Annotated in this window: 23 protein-coding genes; 9 read left to right on the forward strand and 14 right to left on the reverse strand. The window is 66.5% G+C overall.

Annotation, left to right across the window (positions count from 1 at the left end; all coding sequences use genetic code 11):
• Positions 1 to 44: 44 nt before the first annotated feature.
• Positions 45 to 1,040: an aldo/keto reductase gene (locus tag RSO01_RS31090; protein WP_174825969.1), complete on the reverse strand. Its 996-nt coding sequence runs from the start codon at positions 1,038 to 1,040 to the stop codon at positions 45 to 47.
• Between the two features lie 200 nt (positions 1,041 to 1,240).
• Here RSO01_RS31090 and RSO01_RS31095 point away from each other — a divergent pair, with 200 nt between their 5' ends.
• Positions 1,241 to 1,783: a DUF2478 domain-containing protein gene (locus tag RSO01_RS31095; protein ID WP_147154451.1), complete on the forward strand. Its 543-nt coding sequence runs from the start codon at positions 1,241 to 1,243 to the stop codon at positions 1,781 to 1,783.
• Here RSO01_RS31095 and RSO01_RS31100 read toward each other — a convergent pair.
• Positions 1,720 to 3,018, reverse strand: a complete 1,299-nt coding sequence (locus tag RSO01_RS31100) for a DUF2325 domain-containing protein (RefSeq protein ID WP_147154452.1) — start codon at positions 3,016 to 3,018, stop codon at positions 1,720 to 1,722. The genes RSO01_RS31095 and RSO01_RS31100 overlap by 64 nt on opposite strands.
• A gap of 210 nt (positions 3,019 to 3,228) precedes the next feature.
• Between RSO01_RS31100 and RSO01_RS31105 the strand changes: the two genes are divergently transcribed.
• Entirely contained in the window at positions 3,229 to 3,630 is a 402-nt protein-coding gene (locus RSO01_RS31105; protein ID WP_147154453.1) for a winged helix-turn-helix domain-containing protein, read from the forward strand.
• A gap of 150 nt (positions 3,631 to 3,780) precedes the next feature.
• Positions 3,781 to 4,080 (forward strand): hypothetical protein, encoded by a 300-nt coding sequence (locus tag RSO01_RS31110; RefSeq protein ID WP_147154454.1) that lies wholly within the window; start codon positions 3,781 to 3,783, stop codon positions 4,078 to 4,080.
• Here RSO01_RS31110 and RSO01_RS31115 read toward each other — a convergent pair.
• The 6 genes from RSO01_RS31115 to RSO01_RS31140 form a co-directional block, all read right to left on the reverse strand.
• Positions 4,074 to 4,838 (reverse strand): ABC transporter ATP-binding protein, encoded by a 765-nt coding sequence (locus RSO01_RS31115; RefSeq protein WP_308933104.1) that lies wholly within the window; start codon positions 4,836 to 4,838, stop codon positions 4,074 to 4,076. The two genes, RSO01_RS31110 and RSO01_RS31115, sit on opposite strands and share 7 nt — an antisense overlap.
• Before the next feature lie 2 nt (positions 4,839 to 4,840).
• Positions 4,841 to 5,890, reverse strand: a complete 1,050-nt coding sequence (locus RSO01_RS31120) for a FecCD family ABC transporter permease (RefSeq protein WP_147154455.1) — start codon at positions 5,888 to 5,890, stop codon at positions 4,841 to 4,843.
• Positions 5,847 to 6,890: an iron ABC transporter substrate-binding protein gene (locus RSO01_RS31125; RefSeq protein ID WP_147154456.1), complete on the reverse strand. Its 1,044-nt coding sequence runs from the start codon at positions 6,888 to 6,890 to the stop codon at positions 5,847 to 5,849. Before RSO01_RS31125 ends, RSO01_RS31120 begins: the two co-directional genes overlap by 44 nt.
• Positions 6,887 to 7,384 carry a tRNA (N6-threonylcarbamoyladenosine(37)-N6)-methyltransferase TrmO gene (tsaA, locus tag RSO01_RS31130; RefSeq protein WP_147154457.1) on the reverse strand — a complete coding sequence of 166 codons (498 nt, stop codon included), beginning with the start codon at positions 7,382 to 7,384 and terminating at the stop codon, positions 6,887 to 6,889. Before tsaA ends, RSO01_RS31125 begins: the two co-directional genes overlap by 4 nt.
• Positions 7,385 to 7,397: 13 nt before the next feature.
• A complete protein-coding gene (locus RSO01_RS31135; protein ID WP_147154458.1) occupies positions 7,398 to 7,607 on the reverse strand; it encodes a TOBE domain-containing protein in 210 nt (69 codons plus the stop codon).
• Positions 7,608 to 7,683: 76 nt separating this feature from the next.
• A complete protein-coding gene (locus RSO01_RS31140) occupies positions 7,684 to 8,262 on the reverse strand; it encodes an N-acetylmuramoyl-L-alanine amidase (RefSeq protein ID WP_147154459.1) in 579 nt (192 codons plus the stop codon).
• Between the two features lie 615 nt (positions 8,263 to 8,877).
• Between RSO01_RS31140 and RSO01_RS31150 the strand changes: the two genes are divergently transcribed.
• From RSO01_RS31150 to RSO01_RS31160, 3 genes are all read left to right on the forward strand, one after another.
• Positions 8,878 to 10,263, forward strand: coding sequence for a L,D-transpeptidase scaffold domain-containing protein (locus RSO01_RS31150; RefSeq protein ID WP_147154460.1), 1,386 nt, complete (start codon positions 8,878 to 8,880; stop codon positions 10,261 to 10,263).
• Positions 10,264 to 10,396: 133 nt separating this feature from the next.
• Entirely contained in the window at positions 10,397 to 10,756 is a 360-nt protein-coding gene (locus RSO01_RS31155) for a peptidoglycan-binding domain-containing protein (protein ID WP_147154461.1), read from the forward strand.
• 4 nt (positions 10,757 to 10,760) lie between these two features.
• Positions 10,761 to 11,663: a hypothetical protein gene (locus RSO01_RS31160; RefSeq protein ID WP_147154462.1), complete on the forward strand. Its 903-nt coding sequence runs from the start codon at positions 10,761 to 10,763 to the stop codon at positions 11,661 to 11,663.
• Between the two features lie 149 nt (positions 11,664 to 11,812).
• Here RSO01_RS31160 and RSO01_RS31165 read toward each other — a convergent pair whose 3' ends face one another.
• Positions 11,813 to 12,790 carry a Bug family tripartite tricarboxylate transporter substrate binding protein gene (locus tag RSO01_RS31165; protein WP_147154463.1) on the reverse strand — a complete coding sequence of 326 codons (978 nt, stop codon included), beginning with the start codon at positions 12,788 to 12,790 and terminating at the stop codon, positions 11,813 to 11,815.
• A gap of 116 nt (positions 12,791 to 12,906) precedes the next feature.
• Between RSO01_RS31165 and RSO01_RS31170 the strand changes: the two genes are divergently transcribed.
• Positions 12,907 to 13,872 (forward strand): LysR family transcriptional regulator, encoded by a 966-nt coding sequence (locus RSO01_RS31170; RefSeq protein WP_281291546.1) that lies wholly within the window; start codon positions 12,907 to 12,909, stop codon positions 13,870 to 13,872.
• Between the two features lie 30 nt (positions 13,873 to 13,902).
• Here RSO01_RS31170 and RSO01_RS31175 read toward each other — a convergent pair whose 3' ends face one another.
• The 3 genes from RSO01_RS31175 to RSO01_RS31185 all read right to left on the reverse strand — a co-directional run bounded on the left by RSO01_RS31175 (position 13,903) and on the right by RSO01_RS31185 (position 15,879).
• A complete protein-coding gene (locus RSO01_RS31175; RefSeq protein ID WP_147154465.1) occupies positions 13,903 to 14,457 on the reverse strand; it encodes a carboxymuconolactone decarboxylase family protein in 555 nt (184 codons plus the stop codon).
• 73 nt (positions 14,458 to 14,530) lie between these two features.
• Complete coding sequence (locus tag RSO01_RS31180; RefSeq protein WP_147154466.1) at positions 14,531 to 14,992, reverse strand: RidA family protein; 462 nt, start codon at positions 14,990 to 14,992, stop codon at positions 14,531 to 14,533.
• Entirely contained in the window at positions 14,989 to 15,879 is an 891-nt protein-coding gene (locus tag RSO01_RS31185) for a DMT family transporter (protein WP_147154467.1), read from the reverse strand. The genes RSO01_RS31180 and RSO01_RS31185 overlap by 4 nt, the downstream gene beginning before the upstream one ends.
• Before the next feature lie 46 nt (positions 15,880 to 15,925).
• Between RSO01_RS31185 and RSO01_RS31190 the strand changes: the two genes are divergently transcribed.
• A complete protein-coding gene (locus RSO01_RS31190) occupies positions 15,926 to 16,621 on the forward strand; it encodes a helix-turn-helix transcriptional regulator (protein WP_147154468.1) in 696 nt (231 codons plus the stop codon).
• On the opposite strand, the gene RSO01_RS31195 is transcribed toward RSO01_RS31190, so the two are convergent.
• Positions 16,555 to 16,830 carry a hypothetical protein gene (locus RSO01_RS31195; protein ID WP_147154469.1) on the reverse strand — a complete coding sequence of 92 codons (276 nt, stop codon included), beginning with the start codon at positions 16,828 to 16,830 and terminating at the stop codon, positions 16,555 to 16,557. The genes RSO01_RS31190 and RSO01_RS31195 overlap by 67 nt on opposite strands.
• A 45-nt stretch (positions 16,831 to 16,875) precedes the next feature.
• Positions 16,876 to 17,271, reverse strand: a complete 396-nt coding sequence (locus RSO01_RS31200; protein WP_147154470.1) for a hypothetical protein — start codon at positions 17,269 to 17,271, stop codon at positions 16,876 to 16,878.
• A 338-nt stretch (positions 17,272 to 17,609) separates the two neighbouring features.
• On the opposite strand from RSO01_RS31200, the gene RSO01_RS31205 reads away from it, so the two are divergent.
• Positions 17,610 to 20,246, forward strand: coding sequence for a hypothetical protein (locus tag RSO01_RS31205; protein ID WP_147154471.1), 2,637 nt, complete (start codon positions 17,610 to 17,612; stop codon positions 20,244 to 20,246).
• Position 20,247 lies beyond the last annotated feature (1 nt).

A 20,247-nucleotide genomic window follows, 5' to 3' on the forward strand; every position in this document is an offset into this window, starting at 1 on the left:
GGGTACCGTGCCAGCAGTGCAGGCAACCGCAAGCTGTCACCCCGTCAGCGCTCGGCGTCCACAGCGCGCCATTCCGCCGTGATCTCATCGAGCTTGGTCTTCAGATCCTTCGGCAATGCCCCCTGCTCGGCCGCCGCCAGGCTGTCGGCCAGCTGCTCGGGCCGGCTGGCGCCGATGATGGGCGCGGTGATGGCCGGGTTCGACAGGACCCAGCGCATGGCGAGCGTCGCCATGTTCATCCCGGCCTCGGCCGCGACCTTGCGCAGCGCTTCGATGGTCGAGAATTCCTGCTCGTGCCAGTAGCGCTCGCGATAGCGCGGTCCGGCGGTGCCGAGCTGGAAGCGCGAGCCCTCGGGTGCCGCGGCCTTGGGATCGTGCTTGCCGGTCAGCAGGCCGCCGGCCAGCGGATTGTAGGGGATCACTGCGATCGTCTCCTCGCTGCAGAGCGGCAGCAGGTCGCGCTCGAAGCTGCGGAAGAGGAGGTTGTAGCGCGGCTGCACCGAATCGATGCGCACGAGATTTTTCAGCTCGCTGCGGCCCAGCGCCCGCGCCACCTTGTAGGCCGGCCAGTTGGAGACGCCGACATAGCGCGCCTTGCCCGAGCGCACGACCGTGTCGAGCGCCTCCAGCGCCTCGTCGATCGGCGTGTGCGCGTCGTAGCCGTGCAGCTGGTAGAGATCGATGTAGTCGGTGCCGAGCCGCTTCAGCGAGGTCTCGATGGCGTCGAGGATGTGCTTGCGCGACATGCCGAGGTCCCACGGCTTGGGTCCCATCTGGCCGACGCATTTGGTGGCAAGGATGAAGTCGTGGCGCTTGCCCCTGAGCCAGTCGCCGACGATCTGCTCGGTGCGGCCCTTGGTGTTGTGGCCGCCGCCCAACGGGTAGACGTCGGCGGTATCGAGGAAGTCGACGCCGCCTGCTGCCGCGGCGTCGAGGATGGCGTTGCTCTGCGCTGCGTCGCATTGCAGGCCGAAGGTCATCGTCCCGAGGCAGAGCCTCGACACCCGCAGGCCGGTCCGGCCGAGCTTTACGTGTTGCATGACGATTCGTGCTCCTTTCCCGCATCCTAGCGGGCATCGGGTGCGGTAGGCGACAGGGTCGACAGGCGAGCAGGAAAGCCTCGCGCAGAAATTGGAACGGCATCTTGGGGCCGCCAGACCGTGATAGCGAAGCGAATATAGCGTTGACGGTCGGCGGGCCAGCGATCACCCTTCGCGAAGCAGACCAGCCGGAGGGTGAGATGGCCGAGCCCGCCAAGAAGATTGCCGTCGTGCAAGGCGCGCCGAGCGCCGAAGTGCAGGCCCTATTCCGCTCGCTGGCCGAGCGCTGGCGGTCGTCATCGCGCCTCGCGGGCGTGATCGCCGAGGATCACGGCCTGCCCGATCGCGCCTGTACCGCGGGCTATCTGGTCAGCTTGGCCAGCGGCGAGCGCTTCCAGATCTTCCAGGATCTCGGCCCAGCCGCGAAGGGCTGCCACCTTGCCGGCGCCGGCGCGCTGGCGGCGGCCGGGACCGTTCAACGCGACGTGGCAGCGGGCTGCGACCTCGTGGTGTTGAGCAAGTTCGGCAATCTCGAGAAGAACGGCGGCGGGCTGCGCGATGCCTTCACTGCCGCCATCGAAGCCGGCATTCCCGTCCTGACGTCCGTTTCGCCAGCCTATATGGCCGCGTGGCAGGACTATGCCGCACCGCTCTCAGTGACCATGCCGGCGGACGCCGATCAGATCGACGCTTGGTGGCGATCCGTGCGCTCGCCCGCCGACCGGGCAAGCGCCGCGACGTAGGAACTCGTGCCACTGCTCCGCAACGGCACATAGCGCTTGGCGGTCTGGCGGCACAGACGCTTGACGATCGTCACCGCCTCGTGGCTGACGCAGTCGACCGGGAACATGACGACGTCAGCGCGGCTCACAAGGCCAGCCAGAAGGCCGCTACGGTCATCGACGCCGCCATCGTGATGCAGGAACGTCACGCCACGTTGCTCGCTCAGCGTCCGCAGATGGCCAAGCCGGTCGGTGCGGCCGCCGACATACAGCAGCGACAGGCCGGCCAGCGAGGCCGGTGACGCCTCGCCTTCGGCGGCCTGCGAAGCAATGTCCGGCTCGATGGCCTCCAACTCCTCACGCAGGACTGCCTCCTGGTGACGCGATGCGGCATGCTGCTCGCGCTCGCGGGCCAGCTCTTCGGTACGGCGCGCCAGCCGTTCTTCGACAGCGATACGACGGTTGCCTTCAGATCGCAGGCGCTGCTCCAGGCTCGCGACCAGACCTTCAAGGGCGGCGCGCTCCGAGGCATCGTCAGGTTGCCCGGCAGCAGCTTCCTCGCCGATGCGACGGGCCAGCAGGTCGTTCAGCTCCTGGATCCTGGCATCGCGCCGCGTGAGGCCGTCACGCAACTGGTCCTGCTGGCGGGCAAGCTTGGCGCGCAGGCGGTCATTCTCGGCCTCGAGCTCGGCAAGCTTGCGGATGTCGGCGCGATTGGCCGCTCCCACCAGATGGGAGAGCATGTGGACCTCGCCGAAGACCTCGCGCACCAGCGCGTCGCTGGCTGCCGGATGCGTCATCGCGGCCCAATAGCCGCCAGGGATATCGCCACGCTTGACGGCCTCGCGCCACTCGGTGCGCACCTCGTCGACCGTGCCCGCCTTGTCGAAGCGCGCGATTGCGGCGCGATGCTTGCGGTCGAGCGCCTTGTGCAGAAGCTTGGCCGCGCCGTCGCGCTGGCCGGCGAGCGTCACGCCGCGATGGTGAAGGTCGTGCTCCGAGGAGCCGTCAGCCGCCGGGCCCGTCTTCGCCACGACCTGGCGCAGCTCGGCCGTTGACAGGCAGGTACCGACGATCGAGCAGTGAAGGTGATTGGACAGTTCCCAGATCCTGGTGCGGCGCGCCCGGCCTTGGCTCGCCAGGTCCAGTTGCGGCTCGATCATGCGCAGGGGCAGCGGCGACAGGCGCGTGCCGTGCAAGCCGGCGCCGGTCTGGATGCGCACGGCCAATGGATCGAGGCGAGGGATGGCTGTCACGGGCAAACCATATCGATATAGTCAAACGGATATAGCGATAGTGTCAAGACGCGACGCCGGCGGCAAGCCTGTCCGCCAGGAGGGCGGCGTTGCTCCCTGCCCCTGCAGCTCGACAATGGCCGTGATCGGCTATCCGGCAGCCTGACGGCATCTGGCTTCCCGCCGCCCGCCAACGCATAATCCCGGCAAGACAATTGCTGGGATGGGCTGATGGGAAAAGTCACCGTCAGGAAGACACCGAAGGCTGCCGAAAAGACGTCGCTGCATCTGCGCATCGACTTCGGCGGCGAACGCTCGATCGGGCCGGGCAAGGTCCGCCTGCTCGAGCTCATCAACGAAACCGGATCGATCTCGGCGGCCGGCCGGGCGCTCGCCATGTCCTACCGGCAGGCCTGGCTGCTGATCGACGAGCTGAACCACATGTTCCGCGAGCCGGTGGTCACCGCCCAGACCGGCGGCGGCGGCGGCGGCGGCGCGGTCGTCACCGAGACCGGCAACGACATCGTGCGCTTGTATCGCGAGATGGAACGCCGCGCCTACGGCGCCTCGACCCCGGAAATGCGCACCCTGTCGCGCCTCCTGTCGGCACCCGCCGGGCAGAAGCTGCATTGACTGGTGATCCGCGCGACGCCGTTGTATCCTTTCGGATACAGCGATGGCGCCCCTGGACGAAGACCCCGAAAGCCCGATCGACCTGGCGCAGGCCAGCGAGGTCACCGGCGAATCCGACCCCGACCTGAACACGGTTTCCCGCACCGTGCAGTGTCGCGATGGCCGGCGCGCGACGCTCAGCATTCCCGGCGCCGACCTGCAGCGGCTCATACCCTCCTGCTGCTGCTCGGCCGCTCCCTGCCACGCAATCCGGCGACGGAAGACGCGCCGCTGTCGCTGGTGCCGACAGATTCCCTTCATGTCGGTCCCCTGCCCTCGGGCGAGACGCTGCTCGCGGTCGGCATCGGGCCCGCAACGGTCGGACTGTCGCTGCCGGCAAGCGCGGTCGAAAAGCTTGCCCATTTCCTGCTCGCCGCCGTGGCCAAGTCCGACCCGCGCCAGATTCAATAACGTGGCGCCACCACGTGGCGACCGCTCTCGGTGCGCTCGACCACGACATCGACTCCATAGACCGCCGACAGGATCGGCCCGGTGACCGTGTCCTGGGGCGCGCCATAGGCTGCGAGCCTGCCGCCGGCGATGACCGCAACCGTGGTCGCGAGCTCGCGCGCCTGGTCGGGATCGTGGGTCGAGAAGACGACGCCATAGTTCTGCGCCTTGAGCGCGCGCACGCGCTCCAGCACCAGCAGGCGGTTGCCGAGATCGAGGCTGGCGGTCGGCTCGTCCATCACCAGCAGCGGCGCATCCTGGGCCAGAGCACGCGCCACCAGGCAGAGCTGGCGCTGGCCGCCCGAAATGCGGTTGGCCTCGGCGTCGGCGAGATCGGCGATGCCGAGATCGGCGAGGGCCGCGTGCGCGCGCTCGTGGTCGCGCCGGCCCGGCGCCGAGAACGGCCCGAGATGCGCGGTGCGGCCCATCAGCACGAGGTCGAGCACGGTATAGGCGAACTCCATGACCTGGGCCTGCGGGACATAGGCCATCGACTTTGCGAGCTCGGCGCGCGTGAGCGAGCCGAGTGGCCGCTCGCCGACCGTGACGTCACCCGCGATCGGCGGGAGCAGGCCGAGCAGCGTCTTGAACAGCGTGGTCTTGCCCGCGCCGTTGGGACCGAGCAGGCATAAGACGTCGCCGCGCGCCACCGTGAGGTCGATGCCCGCCGCGACGGTGCGGCCGTCGTAGCCGATCGAAAGACCGCGGGCGCCGAGCACATTCAGCTCCACATGCGCCGGCCGCGCGCCAGCAGCCAGACGAAGACCGGTGCGCCGAACAGCGCGGTCAGCAGGCCGAGTGGGATTTCGATGCGCGCCGCCGTACGCGCCACGGTGTCGATCAGAACCAGGAAGGCGGCCCCCATCAGCGCGGCCACCGGCAGGACGCGGTCGTAACGCGGGCCGACCAGCAGGCGGGCCATGTGCGGGATCACGAGACCGATCCAGCCGATGACGCCCGATACCGAGACGGCGGTGGCGGTGATCAGCGTGGCCGCCAGGATCACCACGCCGCGCACGAAGCGCACGTTGACGCCCAGCGCCTTGGCCTCGTCGTCGCCCAGCGACAGCACGCCGATGCGCCAGCGCAGCAGTCCGAGCGGCACCAGCCCCAGGAGCACCAGCGGCGCCACGGTCTGCATGTCGGCGACCTTGATGCCGGACAGGCTGCCCAGCAGCCAGAAGGTGATGGCGGGAAGCTGGTTGTAGGGATCGGCTAGAATCTTCACCAGTGAGATGCCGGCGCCGGCCAACGCACCGACGACGATGCCGGCCAGCACCAGCACCAAAATCTCGTTCTGGCTGCGCAGCGCACGGGCAAGTGTGTAGACGATGCCGACGGTGATCATGCCGGTGACGAAGCCCAGCCCCTGAATGGCGAAAACCGGCAACGACAGCAGGATGCCCAGCACGGCGCCAAAGCCTGCGCCGGCCGAGACGCCCAGGATGTCGGGCGAGACCAGGGGATTGCGGAACAGCGTCTGGTAGCTCGCGCCCGCCGCAGCCAACGCCGCACCGACCAGCAGGGCGGCCGCCACGCGCGGCAGGCGGATCTGGAACAGGACGGTATCGACCGGGCCTGGCTGGGCAGTGCCGATCACGCGTCGCGCGATCGCGGCGATGACCTCGCCGGGAGTCAGCGGATACGGCCCGAGCATGGCCGCCAGCAGCACGGCCAACAGCAGGATGACCAGAAGGCCGCCGATGACGACGGCGCTGCGGCGCGCGTCAGCGCGCGGCCGCACCACCGAGGAGTCGATCGAGCTGGGCATCGTCGAGCTTAACGCCGTAGAACAAGGCGTAGAAGGCGCGCGTGTCGGCGTTGAGGTCGATGCCCGATTCTGTCGGATAGAAGGTGGCGAGCAGCCAGCGCAGGCCAATCAGACGATTGAGCGACGGCGGCGCGTCGATCCAGCCCCACGGCAGGCTGGGGGCGAGGAAGACCTTGTTCTCGGCGACGGCGCGCACCTGGTCCCAACCGGGCTTGCTCTTCACGGCCTGATGGAAAGCCCCATCGAGCGTGACGATGACATCGGGCTGCCAGGCGATGATCTGTTCGAGCGAGGCGTTGGCGGTGTTGCCGCGTCCGCCCAGGCCCTCGGCAACGTTGACGCCGGCCGCGCGCTCGATGATCTCGGTGTTGATGGAGCCGCGCCCACCCGTCTCCAGGCCTTCGGGGCCACGCGCCAGATAGACGCGTGGCCGCTTGCCCGCCGGCACGCGCGCCAGCACGGCATCGACGTTGGCGAAGGACTTGTCGGCATAATCAGCGAGTTCGGCGGCGCGCGCCGACCGGCCCAGGATGTCGCCGGCGAGGCGCAGCGATGCCGGCGTGGCGGCAAACGTACCGTCGATCAGCACATAAGGAATGCCCGTCTGCTCCTGCACGCGATTGGCAAGCGACATGTAGGTGTCCGTCACCGAACCGAAGTCGACCACGAGATCGGGCTTGGCCGCGACCAGGCGCTCCAGGCTCATTGTGTCGCCGCGGCCGGTAAGCCGGCCGGTCTCGGGCAGGTCGCGCGCCGGCGCTGTCAGGAATTCCTTCTCCGCCGCCGTCGGCAGGCGGATCCAGCCCACCATCGCATCGGGCGCGAGCGTATAGACCAGCACCGATGCCGGCGGCCCGGCAACGAACACGCGATTGATGCGATCGGGCAGGACGACCTTGCGTCCGGCTGAATCGGTGATGGTACGGGCTTGCGCCCACGAGGGCCGTGCCAGCAGGCCGGCGCCAAGCAGTGCAAGAGCCGCACGCCGGCTGGTCTTCACGGGTCGCCGACCTGGAAATCGCCAGCCTGCGCCGGCGCCAATGGCGCGAACCGGCTGCGGTCAGGTTTGAGGTCGATCAGCGGCGTGCCGTCCAGGCAATCGAGGCCGCGGACGAACAGCATCGGGCCCTCGACCTTGAGGAGCTGCACGATCGACGTGCCGATGGGATTGGGCCTGACCGGCGTGCGCAGTGAGAACACGCCGCGCGCCTGGCCGTCGCTGCGCGGGCTTTGCAGGGCAAGGTCGCGCCGTGATTCATGCAGCCAGTAGAGCACTTCCAGCCGCTCGAACTCGGTGATGCTGTCGAGGCCCTTGTCCCAGGGGGCGAACATTTCGATGCGGCAGGTCGGGCCATCGGCGCGGCCCTGGCGCGGGCAGGTCAGCCGATCGGTCCACGGCGTGTGGATGCGGCCGATGAAATAGAGCTCGGCGTCGGTGCGCTCAGGCAGGTCGATCGCGACCTCGCCAGAACGGACCTCGTTCAGCCGGACCATCAGCCCCGGACCATCAGCCGTCGAGGCCGACCATGACGTCCGAGGCCTTGATGATGGCGTAGGCGTCCTGGCCGACCTTCAGACCGAGTTCGTCGACTGCCTCGTTGGTGATCGAGGCCGTGACCGTGGTGCCGTTCACATCGAGCCGCACATGCGCGGTGGTGGCGCCCTTCTTGACCTCGATGACGCGGCCTTTCAGGCGGTTCCTGGCGCTGATCTTCACGAGGGTCTCCTCTGGCGATACAGGCGTTGTATTCAGTTGCCTATATCGCCCCGAAGACCCGAAGGCAAATCACGGCCTAGATTTCATTGTCATTCCACAATCGCATCGGCGTCCGTCCCTGCGCGATCTCCTGCTGATCGGAGAGGGCCGCCATATAGAGGTCCCAGTTGAGCACGCGACCTGGGCAGCTCGAGTGCGTCGTGCCGGGATCGACTTCCGAGTGACCGGATATGTGATAGCGGTCCGCGGCAAAGCCGAGCATCCTGCACAGCCACAGAACCAGCTCCGCCGACTTCATATACTGCGCAGCGGTCAGCTTCGTGTCCTTGCTGCTGCCGCCTCCGCGCGTGTTGTGCTCGATGCCGACCGTCCAGTCGTTTGCGGTCCCCGCGTGATAGGCGACGTCCTTGTGGCGCACGCACTGCACGACGGTGCCGTCCCGCCCGACGATGTAGTGGGCGGCCTGCTGCATCCATTTCCCGCCCTGGAGGTACTTCGGGCCGCCGAATGCGTTGTGGGCCGTGATCTCGGCCTTGTCCGTTCCGCCTTCGGTGATGTGAAGGACGATCTCGTCGATGGTACGGGAGTCTCTGCGGGCGTAGCGGTCGGTATGCGCGGGGATCCAGATCGCCCCGGGAAAACCGTCGGTGCTCATGGCTCGACCTCATCGGTTGCGAGAGAAGTGCCCCAAGCCATTTGGCAGCGCTGGCGCTACCATGACTGTGGCGTTTCCCACGCAGAGACGAGACCACTGCAGGCGCACGCTCGCGCCCGAAGCCGGACCCTGTGCAGACCAGCACAGGGCGGCTTTAGCTTACGCAGCTCTCGAGGATTGGATCCCTGAGTCTTTTACTGCAGGTTAGCCGCGGACACGCGGCGGAGGAGGCGGAGGCGGCGGCGGAGCGACGGCCTGCGGCTGCGGTGGCGGCGGCGGCGGGGCCGGCTGTGAGCAGGCCGCGAGCAGAGCCGCTGGAATCAGAATGGCAAGCACCGTGGTGCGAGCCATCTTTTTGGCAACATCGGACATCGTATCCTCCACAAGTTGAGGTACTCGAGAACTCTACAACAACCGGAAACAATCGGTAAATGGCTGACGGCAACGTTGAAGGGGCGGTTCCGGTTCCACCGCTTGGACACAAATATATCGGCCTCCGCCGCCGCAACGCTCCACATCGACCACGGCGGCCGACCCGCCAAGTGAAAATCTTGCTTTTCCTGCCACTTAAAGCAAGCTGGTTCTCGACGGCACGATTGTTCTAGGGATCATGGCGTGAAAGCTTTGTATCAGCGAGGCCTTCTGGCACGCGTCGGACCGGTAGCCGCCGTCGCGATTGTGCTCGCCACCGCTGCCTGTTCGACGACCGAGCCGGCAGCGCCTGCAGCGGGCAAGGAGCGGCCCGTAGCTCTGGCCGCGGCGCCGTCACGCCCGACGGTGGCGCATGGCGATGTCAAATTCAGCGAACTGATCGAGAACGCGCCCAAGTCGGTCGTCGCGGGTGAACGGCTGAACGTCGAATTGCTGAAACGCTTCTACGCGCGCCATGGCTTTGCGCCGGTCTGGACGGCCCGGCAGGGCCAGGCGAATGCACTGATCGATGCGGTGTCGCGCGCCGGCGAACATGGCCTCTCCCCTGACCTGTTCCACGCAAATCTGCTGCAGTCGCCAACATTGCCGACAGTCGATCGCGAGCTGTTGCTGTCCGACGCCTTCCTTTCCTATGCCGACGCGCTGGCGCGCGGGTACATGCCGCTCGAGCGCCGAAGAGATGACCACGCTTTGACCCCTGACCCGGTCGATGCCGCTGCCGTTCTCGACAAGGCTATCGGCAGCCCCGATCCCGCCGCCGTGATCGAAGCGCTGGCGCCGACGACGCCGACCTACCGGCTGCTGCGCCAGGCTTTGAAGGACGCTCGCGCGGGCGGAGGCACGACCGCAACGCCGCGTATGCGCGAGATTGCGGTAAACCTCGAACGCGAACGCTGGCTGCCGCGGCGACTGCCGGCGGACCGTGTCTGGGTCAACGCCGCCGATGAGCGGCTGGTCCTGTACCGCGACGATCGGCCGATTTTCTCCACGCGGGTCATTGTCGGCCAGGACGACGTGCGCAATCAGAGCCCGGAATTCGAAGTCCCGATCGAGGCCGTCTGGTTCAATCCGCCCTGGAACATCCCGGACGACATCACCAACCAGGAGATCATGCCCAAGGCCCGTCTCGACCCGACTTATCTGGCCAAGCGCAACATCGTCATGCTGCCCGATGGCAGCCTGCAGCAGCGGGCAGGAGCCAACTCAGGGCTCGGGCAACTGATCTTCGACATGAGGAACCGGTTCGACGTCTACCTGCACGACACTCCGGGCAAGCACCTGTTCAGCCTCAACGGGCGCCGCATCAGTCATGGATGCATCAGGGTGGAGAACCCACGTCAGTTGGCCGCTCTGCTGATGCGGGAACCGATCGATTCAATCAACGAAACGATCGCGACCGGCGACACCACCCGACGCGCCCTGCCAAAGCCTGTGCCGGTATTCGTGGTGTACGAGACCGCGTTCGCGGATGCCGATGGCAAGCTGCAGTATCGCGCCGATTCATACCGACGCGACGCGGCAATCTGGAAGTACCTGGATCCGAAGGGGCGCGCGGTGGCGGAACGCTGAGGCCCGTTCCGCGGGAGGAAGTCGTCGAGCGGCACGCCGCAGGAATTCAGGGCCTACGACACCAGGTCGCGATGTGCCATCATCCCGCAGACATTTGCGGCGCGAGTGTTCGCGCCCCGACAGAGGATGCGCCATGGCCCTCCAATGCGCCCGCTTTTCCAGCGAGCCCGACATCGTGCGCGCCTCCACGAACAGTCCGCCGCTGCGTCGGGGCTCCCATGGGGACGGCGTGCATGTGCTGCAGCTCGCGCTCATCGACCTCGGCTTTGCGATGCCGATCTCGACAAAGAACGGCGCGAGCCTGCCCGACGGCATCTTCGGGGCGGAGACGCTCAAGACGGTGATGGCGTTCCAGAAGGCCAACGGGCTCGTCGCCGACGGGATCGTGGGCGCGCATACCATGGAGCGGCTCGACAAGGCCTGCGCCGCGCAAAGCGCGGTGCAGGCGCGCGCGGACGCCTTCAGCAGCGACAAACCGAAGGGGCTCTCGTAGCGTCATGGCCATCAATCTCGACGCCTCCACCGCCAAGATCGCCTGGACCACCAGCGGCGCAACCGCGGCCTGCCACACCGGCACGCAATTCGCGCTGCTCCACTGCACCAAGGGCGCGAATCTCACGGCCGGCGACCGCTCGCCCGCCGGCAAGGTGAAGCTGTTCGACGCGGTCGAGCTCGAAGGCAGCGTGTTTCTCGATGCCACCGCCAACGAGTTCGACATCGGCGACCGCCAGATCGGCATGGTGCAGACGACGGAGCTGATGTTCTACGAATTCGTCTATGCGGGCCGGCGCGACAGCGAGGGCTCCTGCAACCTCGACCTCAAGGCCGGCTTCACCGCCAATCCCTCGCTCGACGTGCAGTCGGGCCCCGGACAGACGATCGACGACAAGATCTTCGATTTCGCGACGCTGCAGACCGACCGCGTCACCACGCCGAAAACCGGCTTCAACGTGAAGGTGCGCTTCGGCGACCACCCCAACAACACGATCCCTTACCGGTTCCAGAACAGCCTCACCGGCGCGCGCAATTTTCTCGCCATGGCGGCGCGCGCGCAGAAATTCAACGTCTATCTCGTGACGCGCGCCAACGCGACCGCGCCTGTCCAGATCCTCGGCCGCTTCAACTGGGCGGCGGACTGGATCGTCGAATTCACCTGGTCGGTGCGCACCGGCAAGCCGACCGCCACCACGCGGCGCGTCGACATTCTCGAGGGCGTCTTCGTCAAGGGCGCGCCGAACCCGGCCGACACGTCCTCCAACATCGTTGTCGCGCGCTCGCGGCCGACCGCCAACAAGCAGGACGAGGACGCCGTCAACGCGATCTACAACCGCCGCCGCGCGCCGCTGCTCAGGCAATCAAAACACTGGCCGCCGGGCTTCCGCACCAATTTCTTCACCTGACGCCTCAGAACGCGCAGCGCAGGTCGAGCGTCAGCGGGAACGCGCGCGGTATTCGTCGCGCGGGACATAGGCCGGCCTCGGCGAATGGCCGCGACCCTGGTAGTGGGCGAGGCGGCGCGCCAACCTAGGCCGAAGCTGCTGAGTTGTAGTCACTCCACCTTGGCGCCGGAGAACCGCACGACCTCAGCCCATTTTTCGATTTCGATGGCGACTAGCCTGGCGAAGTCCGAAGGAGTGCCCTCAAGCGGCGTGCCGCCTAATATGACAAGTCGCTCCCTCATCTTCGGGTCGGCGACTGCAGTGCTGAGTTCCCTGTTGATCCTCTCCACGATCTTGGCCGGTGTGTTTTTGGGAGCGCCGATGCCATACCAGGCGCTGGATTCGTAGTTGGGCACGAACTCGCTCACGGTCGGAAGATCGGGTAACACTTCTGATCGTGCCGCCGTTGTGATCGCAAGGCCGCGCAGCTTTCTGGCCCTGATGAATTCCAGCGTCGAAGGCATGTCTCCAAACATGACCTGCACCTGACCTCCGACGAGGTCGGCCAATGCCGGTGCCGCGCCGCGATAAGGCACGTGGACGATGTTCAAGCCGGTCATCATCTTGAATAACTCGCCAGACAGATGCTGTGACGTGCCGTTGCCGCCAGAAGCCACGTTGATCTTGGCCGGATGGGCCCTGGCAAATTCCATGAATTCCGGAAGGCTCTTGACCGGAAGGGAAGGATTGACGACCAGGACATTTGGCACGCGCATGAACCCGGCGACGGGTGCGATGTCGCGAGCAAAGTCGTAGTTGAGGCGGTCGTACAAAGTTGCGTTGATGGCGTGGGCGGTACTGACCAAAAGAAGGGTATAACCGTCTGCGTCCGCACGAGCGGCCACTTCGGTGGCGATGGTGCTGCCAGCACCCGGCCGGTTGTCGATGACCACCGGCTGTCCGAGCCGCTCTGACAACCATTGCCCGATCAAGCGCGCAGCGACGTCGGTGCCGCCTCCCGGAGGGAAGCCAACGATCAGCCGAACCGGTTTCGTCGGATAGCCGTCAGCGTAGGCGACCCGTGAAAACGTCGACGTTGTGGCAGCGGCGCCGGCGAAGTGCAGAAGATTTCGTCGAAAGAACCGCATCGGGTTTTGGCCGCAGGTATGAAGCGATTTCCATTGAATCTACGACGCCGAGGGGTATAGGCCCTATCGTGAATCTGGCTCTAGCCCTATAGGTACAACCTATGGCTAAGGTGACCATGGAGTGGGAGAGCAGGCTGGGCAGGCGCCTGCGCGTGCGTGACCTGTACATCCTCTCGACCGTAGCGAGATCACGTAGCATGGCGAAAGCTGCGCGCGAGCTGGCGATGTCACAGCCGGCCGTGTCGGAAGCAATCGCCAATCTCGAACACATCCTTGCCGTCCGGCTCCTCGATCGCAGTCCGCGCGGCGTGGAACCGACGATTTATGGAAATGCGCTGCTCAAAAGAAGCGTCGCGGTGTTCGATGAATTGAGACAAAGCGTCAAGGACATCCAATTTCTGTCCGATCCGACGACGGGCGAGGTGACGATCGGCTGTCCGGAATCGATCGCCGCAACAGCGCTGCCCTGGATCGTAGAAAACTTCTCAAAGAAATATCCGCGCGTCGTGCTCCATGTGGAGGACGTCCCTTCGCCTTCGATACGGTTTGCCGAGGAGCTACGGAGCCGCAAATACGATCTTATCCTGGCGCGCTGGCCGACCCCGCTGTCGCGAGACGATTTCACCGACGACTTGCATGTGGAAACGCTTTTCGATGATCCGCTCGTTGTAACGGCTGGCCGCCACACAAGCTGGGAGCGCCGTCGCAAAATAGACCTGGCCGAACTTGCGGACCAGCCCTGGATCCTCGCGCCGCCTGGAACCTGGAATTACGAGTGGATCGCGCAGGCGTTCGCAGCGAGAGGGCTCGGCGTGCCGAAAGTAAGTATAGTCACTTTCAGCGTGCACCTCGGCGCACACTTCCTCAAGAACGAGGCCTTCCTCAGCGCCTATCCGCGATCGTGGGCACGTCTCAACTCGTTCGCAGTCCTGCCAGTAAACTTGCCGCTCCGGTCCTGGCCACTCTCAATAGTCAAACTCAAAAATCGGACTCTGAGTCCCGCCGCGGAGCGCTTCGTCGAGTGTACCCGCGACGTCCGAAAGTGGATCACCGATCTCGAGACGTCTGGCCGGCCAAGCTAGGCCCTAGTCTCGCTTTCTTTCCAAGGCCAGCTAAGGTCCGCCCTTGGGCAGGAAGTCGTCGAGCGGCACGCCAAAGGAATTCAGGGCCCACGACACGAGATTGTATTGGCCGACGGTGAAGACGGCGTCCATGAGCTGCTCGGTCGAATACTTCTTCGACAAGGTCGCCCAGGTCGCGTCGGAAACGACGGAGTTGTCGTAGAGGTCGTCGGCGACCTGCAGCAGCGCCGCTTCGTGCTCGCTCCAGCCTTTGGCCTTGGGTCCTTCCTTCAGGAGCGCAATGTCCTCGTCGGAGACACCGCCGCGCTTGGCTATGAGCTCGTGCTGGGCGAACTCGTACTCGGCCTGGTTCAGCCAGCCGATGCGCAGGATCAGGAGCTCGCGGTCGCGGAACGGCAAGGTCTGCTTGCTGAGGATGTGCCCGGCAAACGGCGTCCAGCGCTTCACGAGCTGCGGATGATGCGCCAGCACCTTGAAGATGTTGAAGACCTGGCCGTTCATGGCGTTCTTCTCGACATTGGCGCGGTCCTCCGCCGCCATGGTCGACAGATCGCGCATGGGAATGCGTTGCTTGCGCTTGATCACCGTTTCCCCTCCGTGAGTACAGGACCGGCAATCTAGCGCGTTGCCGGGCAGGCGCGACCCCTCGCCTTCCGCATCACGGTTTCAACTCGATCACCATCTCGATCTCGACCGCCATGCCGCCGCTCAAGGTCGCCATGCCGACGGCGGCGCGCGCCCCGCGGCCCGGCTCGCCGAAGACCTCGACCATGAGATCAGAAAAGCCGTTGATCACCTTGGGCTGCTCGGTGAAGTCAGGCGCGGCATTGACCATGCCCAGCGCCTTGACGATCCGGGCCACGCGATCGAGCGAGCCCGTGAGCGAGCGGATGCGCGCCAGCATGGCAAGCCCCGCGATACGCGCCGCCTCATAGCCCTCGGCAACATCGAGGTCGGCGCCGAGCTTGCCCCGCACGGTGCTGCCGTCGGCGCGCTGTGGCCCGCAGCCCGACAGGAACAGGAGATTGCCGGTCTGCACGCCGGCCACATAGTTGCCGGCGGACTTGGGCGGCGGCGGCAGGTCGAGCCCGAGCTCCGTCAGGCGTTGTTCTGCACTCATGATTTCTCCTTGGCCGCCAGCAGGTCGCCGAAGACGGCGGCGAGCACGATGGCGCCGCCGACGCAGGTCATGACGGCCGGCACCTCGCCCAGGACGACCCAGACGATGGCCGGCGCCAGGGGCGTCTCGAGCGCGCCGATCAGGGCTGACCGGGTGGCCGACACCGAGCGCAGGCCGATGGTGAGCAGGAGCTGGCCGAGCCCGAACTGAGTCGTGCCGAACAGGACCAGCCAGCCGAAGTCCGTGGCCGTCACCGCCAAGGGCGACGCCCACGGCCACACGACCAGGGCGCACAGGAAGGCCGACAGCGACGCCGCCGGCAGCATGTCGACATCGCGATGATGCCGCATCACCACCATCATGCCCGAGATCAGGACGGTCATGGCGAAGGCCAGCAGGTTGCCCAGCAGCCGGCCGGTTCCGAGCGTGGGCACGACCATGACGACGACGCCGAGCAGCGCCACGCCGCTTGCCATCAAGGTGGCGCGGCGCTCGCGCGCACCGGTCCAGGCCCAGGCCATGGCCGCGGTGATGAACGGCGCGGTGGCATTGATCACCAGCACGTCGGCCACCGATGTCTCGCGCAAGGCGTTGATGAAGCAGATGGTGGCCGCGGTCGAGCAGCCGGCGGCGACAAGGCCGGGCCGGCCGATGCGACGGATCGCGGCAATCGTGCCGGCGCCGTCGCGCCAGACGACATAGGCCGCGATCAACAGGCCGCCGAACAACCCGCGCCAGAACAGCATGGTCCAGACGTCGGTCTCGACCAGGCGGGTGAACAGGCCGGCCGTGCTGAAGGCGAAGGCCGACAGCAGGACCACGGCCGTGCCGTGCCATGGGTCCGCCGCCTCGCGCCGAGCCATAGCGCCATCCGCAACAGTGCTCATGGCGAAGACCCTAGCGGAGCGCTCCTGACAACGTTATGTCAGGAGCATGCGCCGCGCTGACCGCCTGTTCGACGTCATCCAGGTCCTCCGCACCGCCAGGAAGCCGGTGACCGCCGCGGCGCTTGCCGAGGAGCTGGAAGTCACGGTGCGCACCATCTATCGCGACGTGGCAACCCTGCAGGCGCGCCGCGTGCCGATCGAGGGCGCGCCCGGCCTGGGCTATGTGCTGCGCAAGGGCTTCGACCTGCCTCCCCTGATGTTCACCATCGACGAGATCGAGGCGATCGCGGTGGGCGCGCGCATGGTGCAGCGCGTGCGCGACTCCGAGCTGCAACATGCGGCGGCGCGCGTGCTCGACAAGGTGACGGTCGTGCTGCCGGAAAGCCTGCGCGGTCATGTCGCCGACGCGCCGGTGTACGTGTCGCGCGGCGATGCCGTGGCGCCCAAGGTCGACATGGCGCAGATGCGCGCCGCCATCCGCGACCGGCGCAAGCTGCGCATTGGCTATGTCGACGAGAAGGGCCATCGCACGCGGCGCACGATCTGGCCGCTGGCCATGGCCTATTACGTCGATGTCAGCCTGGTGGGCGCCTGGTGCGAGCTGCGGAAGGACCTGCGCAACTTCCGGGTCGAGCGCATCGCCAGCTCACGCATGCTGGCGGCGCGCTTCCAGGATCACAACGGCAAGCTGCTGGCCGAATGGCTGGCGCTGCCCAAGGAACGCCCGCCGTCAAGGGTGTGAGGGGCGAGGATATGAGGGGAGCGGGTGTGAGGATCGAGCCGCGCCGCGGCCAACCGGGCCAGACCCGGTATGGCGAACTCCGCGCCGTCGAGCTCGCGGAACGGCGGAGCGACGGCATGGAAGCGGAACGCACCGCCCTCTTTCAAGACGACACCGGCGAGCTTGCCCCACACTTCAACGACGAATGGTTCGGCGATGGGCTGCATCATAGGCTGAACCTCCTGCTCGATCTGTACATGGTCACGATGCGACGATCAGGCAATGGCGAAGGCTGCCAAATCACTCAGTACATCGAGCAAATAACGCGCGTACGGCATCAATATGGCGGTCGGATTTTTTTCTCCGCTGGCGCCGTCGTCGACATGACGAAACAATGAAAACGAGATGACCCTTCGACTCACCCGGGCAATGTTCATACGCACCGCCGCTGCAGCAGGTGCGAGTGCAATGCCGTCGTCAGTGCAAGCACGCGGCGAGGAGTTGTTTGACGTCAGTGACAGCGAGACCGCGACCATCGACGGCCGCGACTGGGACACGCCGATCATGGGCGGCCGCACCGTCGATGCGGTGCATCGTTCGGTGCTGCTGCGCTTTCCCGACGCAGCCGATGCCATCGCCATCCTGCTGCGCAAGGGAAGGATCCTGCTCAAGGCCGAGCTGTCCTTGCAGTACGACGGCTATGAGATCGTGCCGGCCGGTTACACCTGGCGTGACGGGCTGGGTCAGAAGCTATGGACGGAGGATTCGCCCACCTGGCATGTCCATGCCTGGCCCCTGCGGCAGCCCTGGATCGCCGACAAGGCAAGCGGTCCCACCTTCGATGCCAGCGTCAACGGCCGCCGCTACTGGGCGCGCTACGGCGCCACCGATCTCGAGCGCGACCGCTACCCTGACCTGATGGAGCCGCAGGAGCTGTCGCTGACAGGCGCGCTTCGACATCACGCGCCTGCTGGCGACCGACGTTTTGGCCAAGGAGGCTGGCGCCCGATTGCTCTTGCTCGAGCAGTGCGGCTTCCTGCTGCGCAAAGTCGAGACTTACGATTCGCGCTATCGCCAGTCCGATGCCTACGAATGGGCAATGCCGACCGGCGGCCATGGGCTTCGCTTCACCAATCCGCGCCTGCTCCTGACCTGCCGGCCGATCACGGGCGGCGGCACCGTCGCCGTCACCGTGCCGGCGCGGCTCGACCGCAAGGCGCTGCTCACTGCCGACGGCTCGCGGCCGACGGCGCTGATGTTCACACCGCAGGAGATCGTCGAGCGGGCGGCGCGCGCCCTCGCACCCGGTCTGCAGGGACGGCCCGACTCGCACCTCGCCTGGCAGCTCGCGCGCATCGGCGAACTGCAGAAGGTCGGCGGCGATCAGGTCAGCAACTGGTCCCACGTCGCGGGCGAGGAAGGCTACAAGGCCTATCAGGGCCGGCTGCGCGAGGTGCTGGCGATGCCGCCGCGTTACTGGCTGGGCTGGAGCATCGCCGACGAGCTCCTGGTCTGGCACGTGTTCCGCGACCTGCTGCCGGCGCCGGTGCAGGACCACATGAAGAACTACTGGCGGGCCTGGCTGCAGCCCGACCTCGAGACCAGCGCCTTCGTCCATCCGCAGAGCCGCGGCCATCGACTACTGGCGGCGCAATCACGACTGGCGCGGCCGCGCCTCGTTCTTCCGCGACGGCTACAACTTGCGGTCAGCACCCAGAACTTCAACCACACCGCCGCCATGGGCGCTCTGCTGGGCGGCGCCATGATCGACGGCGCCTATCCCATGGCCGACGGACGGCATGGGCTGGAGACACTGCCGCTGCGCTTCTGGGCGTTCCTGGACGGCACGACCCAGGAAATGCTCGATCACTACTATCTTTCGATCACGCTCAGTGCGCAGAAGATGTTCGCCGACTATGCGCCGCTGCCGATCGACCGCCTGATGGGCCGCATCCTGGTCGACCGCACCATGGAGATGCTTGTCGGCGTCCATCATCCCAAGCTGCGCCGCTTCGTCTCCTCATCGGGTCGCGCGCGCATCAGCGGCGTGCTGGTCGAGCAGGACGGCGTCTACGGCGCGGTGCATGCCTCTTCAGCCAAGGGCGTGGCGAACTACCTCGACATGCCAGCGACCGCGAAGGTCGAGGGCATGCCGGTGTGGGGCTACGATTTTCCGCCGGGCCGTGCCGCCATCCAGAGCCTGCATTCGTCCTGGACGCCGGATTGGGTGGCGGGGCTGATCGACGACAAGCCGGTGCCGTTCGAGGAGACCTCGGCCGAGACCATGCGCGGCAACTTCAAGCCGCCGCTGTGGCGGCGCGTCTGGCTCGGCGCCTGGCACGGTCTTGCCAGCACCGACATTCGCGGCCGCACGGTCGATGTCTTGGGCCAGTGGGTGCGCGAGCCCAAGGTGGCGACGGGCCTGAAAGATCTCGGCACGCTCACGGTGCGCTATGCGGCCAACGGTCCCGACCTCACGACGACAAGCGACGGCCTGGCCAACGCGGCCGGGCTGACGCTCACCTTCCAGAGCCGCAACCGCGCCATCATCTTCGCCAAGCCGTACACCAACCGCGACAAATTCTTGGCAACACTGGGCGACCAGGACGTCACGCGGCTGGCGACCGTCGTCGGGCTCTGGAACTTCTCGCAGCCGCGGAGCTGGGTGCTGTATGCCGACGGCAAGAAGATCGAGTCCTTTCCGCATCGCCTGAAAGGTGGCCAGCGCATCCTCGTGCATGACGGCGTGAGCTACCTCGCGATCCTGCCGTTGCCGGCGTCCGATCTCGGCCGCAATGTCGAGATCGAGATCGCGGCCGGCATCCCGGGCAAGGTCGAGCCGACCGGCGCGATGGTGGCGCCGGCGCTCACGATCTCGATGTTCAATCTCCGGCGCGAGCAGCCGATCGCGGCCCAAAGCCTCGACCTCAGGGCGATCACCACGCGCACCCATGGCGGCCTGGTCCTGGAGATGGGCGATGCCCAGCAGCATGGCAGCTTCGAGGGCTTCGTCCGTCACATCGATGCCGCCGTGCTCAAGGCGGACTGGAACGAGAGCAAGCGCCAGCTCGACGTCGCCTATCGCAGCGGCGGCGACCTTTTGGAAGCAGGCTTCACCACGGACTTTTCGCAATCCAGCATCGATCACTTTCCGATCGACGCCGGCGCCCAGCAGGGCGCCATCCCCTATCGGCGATTGAACGGCGCCTGGCCTTATCTGCCGGCCGGCCTGGAGCGCGACACGAGCTGGGCTCAGCAGGGCACCAGCGGGCGGCTCGAGAAGGCGGGCGCGGTGCTGGTCACCGAGCCCGGCCGCAAGGCCTACCTGATCGCCGATCCCCTCATCGGACCTGGGCGCGGCGCCGTGGTGGGCTACAACCCGCTGCCCGACCTGCAGGCCTTCCACCTCACCGCACGCGACGGCACAGTGTTGCAGGCCGACGGCAAGGTCGGGCTGCTGCGCGTCGAATATCGGCCGTGGGAGAAGGCCTGCGATATCAGTCACGCGCTGAAGCCCGGCCAGGAGAGCGACGCGGCCCGCTCCTTCACGATCTCGGGACTTGCCGAGCCGCCGCGCGTGACCCTGAATGGACGTCCCGCCGACGTCCGGGTTGCCGGGCAGGCCTATCAGATCTCACTGGCATGAC

Origin of the sequence: Reyranella soli (assembly GCF_007992495.1) — a bacterium.
GTDB lineage: Bacteria > Pseudomonadota > Alphaproteobacteria > Reyranellales > Reyranellaceae > Reyranella > Reyranella soli.

Bases quoted from the DNA above. Each gene is read 5' to 3' on its own strand.
- tsaA (WP_147154457.1), bottom strand. From the start codon at position 7,384: ATGGTCCGGCTGAACGAGGTCCGTTCTGGCGAGGTCGCGATCGACCTG.
- RSO01_RS31095 (WP_147154451.1), top strand. From the start codon at position 1,241: ATGGCCGAGCCCGCCAAGAAGATTGCCGTCGTGCAAGGCGCGCCGAGC.
- RSO01_RS31170 (WP_281291546.1), top strand. From the start codon at position 12,907: ATGGAGTGGGAGAGCAGGCTGGGCAGGCGCCTGCGCGTGCGTGACCTG.
- RSO01_RS31140 (WP_147154459.1), bottom strand. From the start codon at position 8,262: ATGAGCACCGACGGTTTTCCCGGGGCGATCTGGATCCCCGCGCATACC.
- RSO01_RS31155 (WP_147154461.1), top strand. From the start codon at position 10,397: ATGGCCCTCCAATGCGCCCGCTTTTCCAGCGAGCCCGACATCGTGCGC.
- RSO01_RS31185 (WP_147154467.1), bottom strand. From the start codon at position 15,879: ATGAGCACTGTTGCGGATGGCGCTATGGCTCGGCGCGAGGCGGCGGAC.
- RSO01_RS31195 (WP_147154469.1), bottom strand. From the start codon at position 16,830: ATGATGCAGCCCATCGCCGAACCATTCGTCGTTGAAGTGTGGGGCAAG.
- RSO01_RS31190 (WP_147154468.1), top strand. From the start codon at position 15,926: ATGCGCCGCGCTGACCGCCTGTTCGACGTCATCCAGGTCCTCCGCACC.
- RSO01_RS31165 (WP_147154463.1), bottom strand. From the start codon at position 12,790: ATGCGGTTCTTTCGACGAAATCTTCTGCACTTCGCCGGCGCCGCTGCC.
- RSO01_RS31160 (WP_147154462.1), top strand. From the start codon at position 10,761: ATGGCCATCAATCTCGACGCCTCCACCGCCAAGATCGCCTGGACCACC.
- RSO01_RS31180 (WP_147154466.1), bottom strand. From the start codon at position 14,992: ATGAGTGCAGAACAACGCCTGACGGAGCTCGGGCTCGACCTGCCGCCG.
- RSO01_RS31120 (WP_147154455.1), bottom strand. From the start codon at position 5,890: ATGCCCAGCTCGATCGACTCCTCGGTGGTGCGGCCGCGCGCTGACGCG.
- RSO01_RS31090 (WP_174825969.1), bottom strand. From the start codon at position 1,040: ATGCAACACGTAAAGCTCGGCCGGACCGGCCTGCGGGTGTCGAGGCTC.
- RSO01_RS31105 (WP_147154453.1), top strand. From the start codon at position 3,229: ATGGGAAAAGTCACCGTCAGGAAGACACCGAAGGCTGCCGAAAAGACG.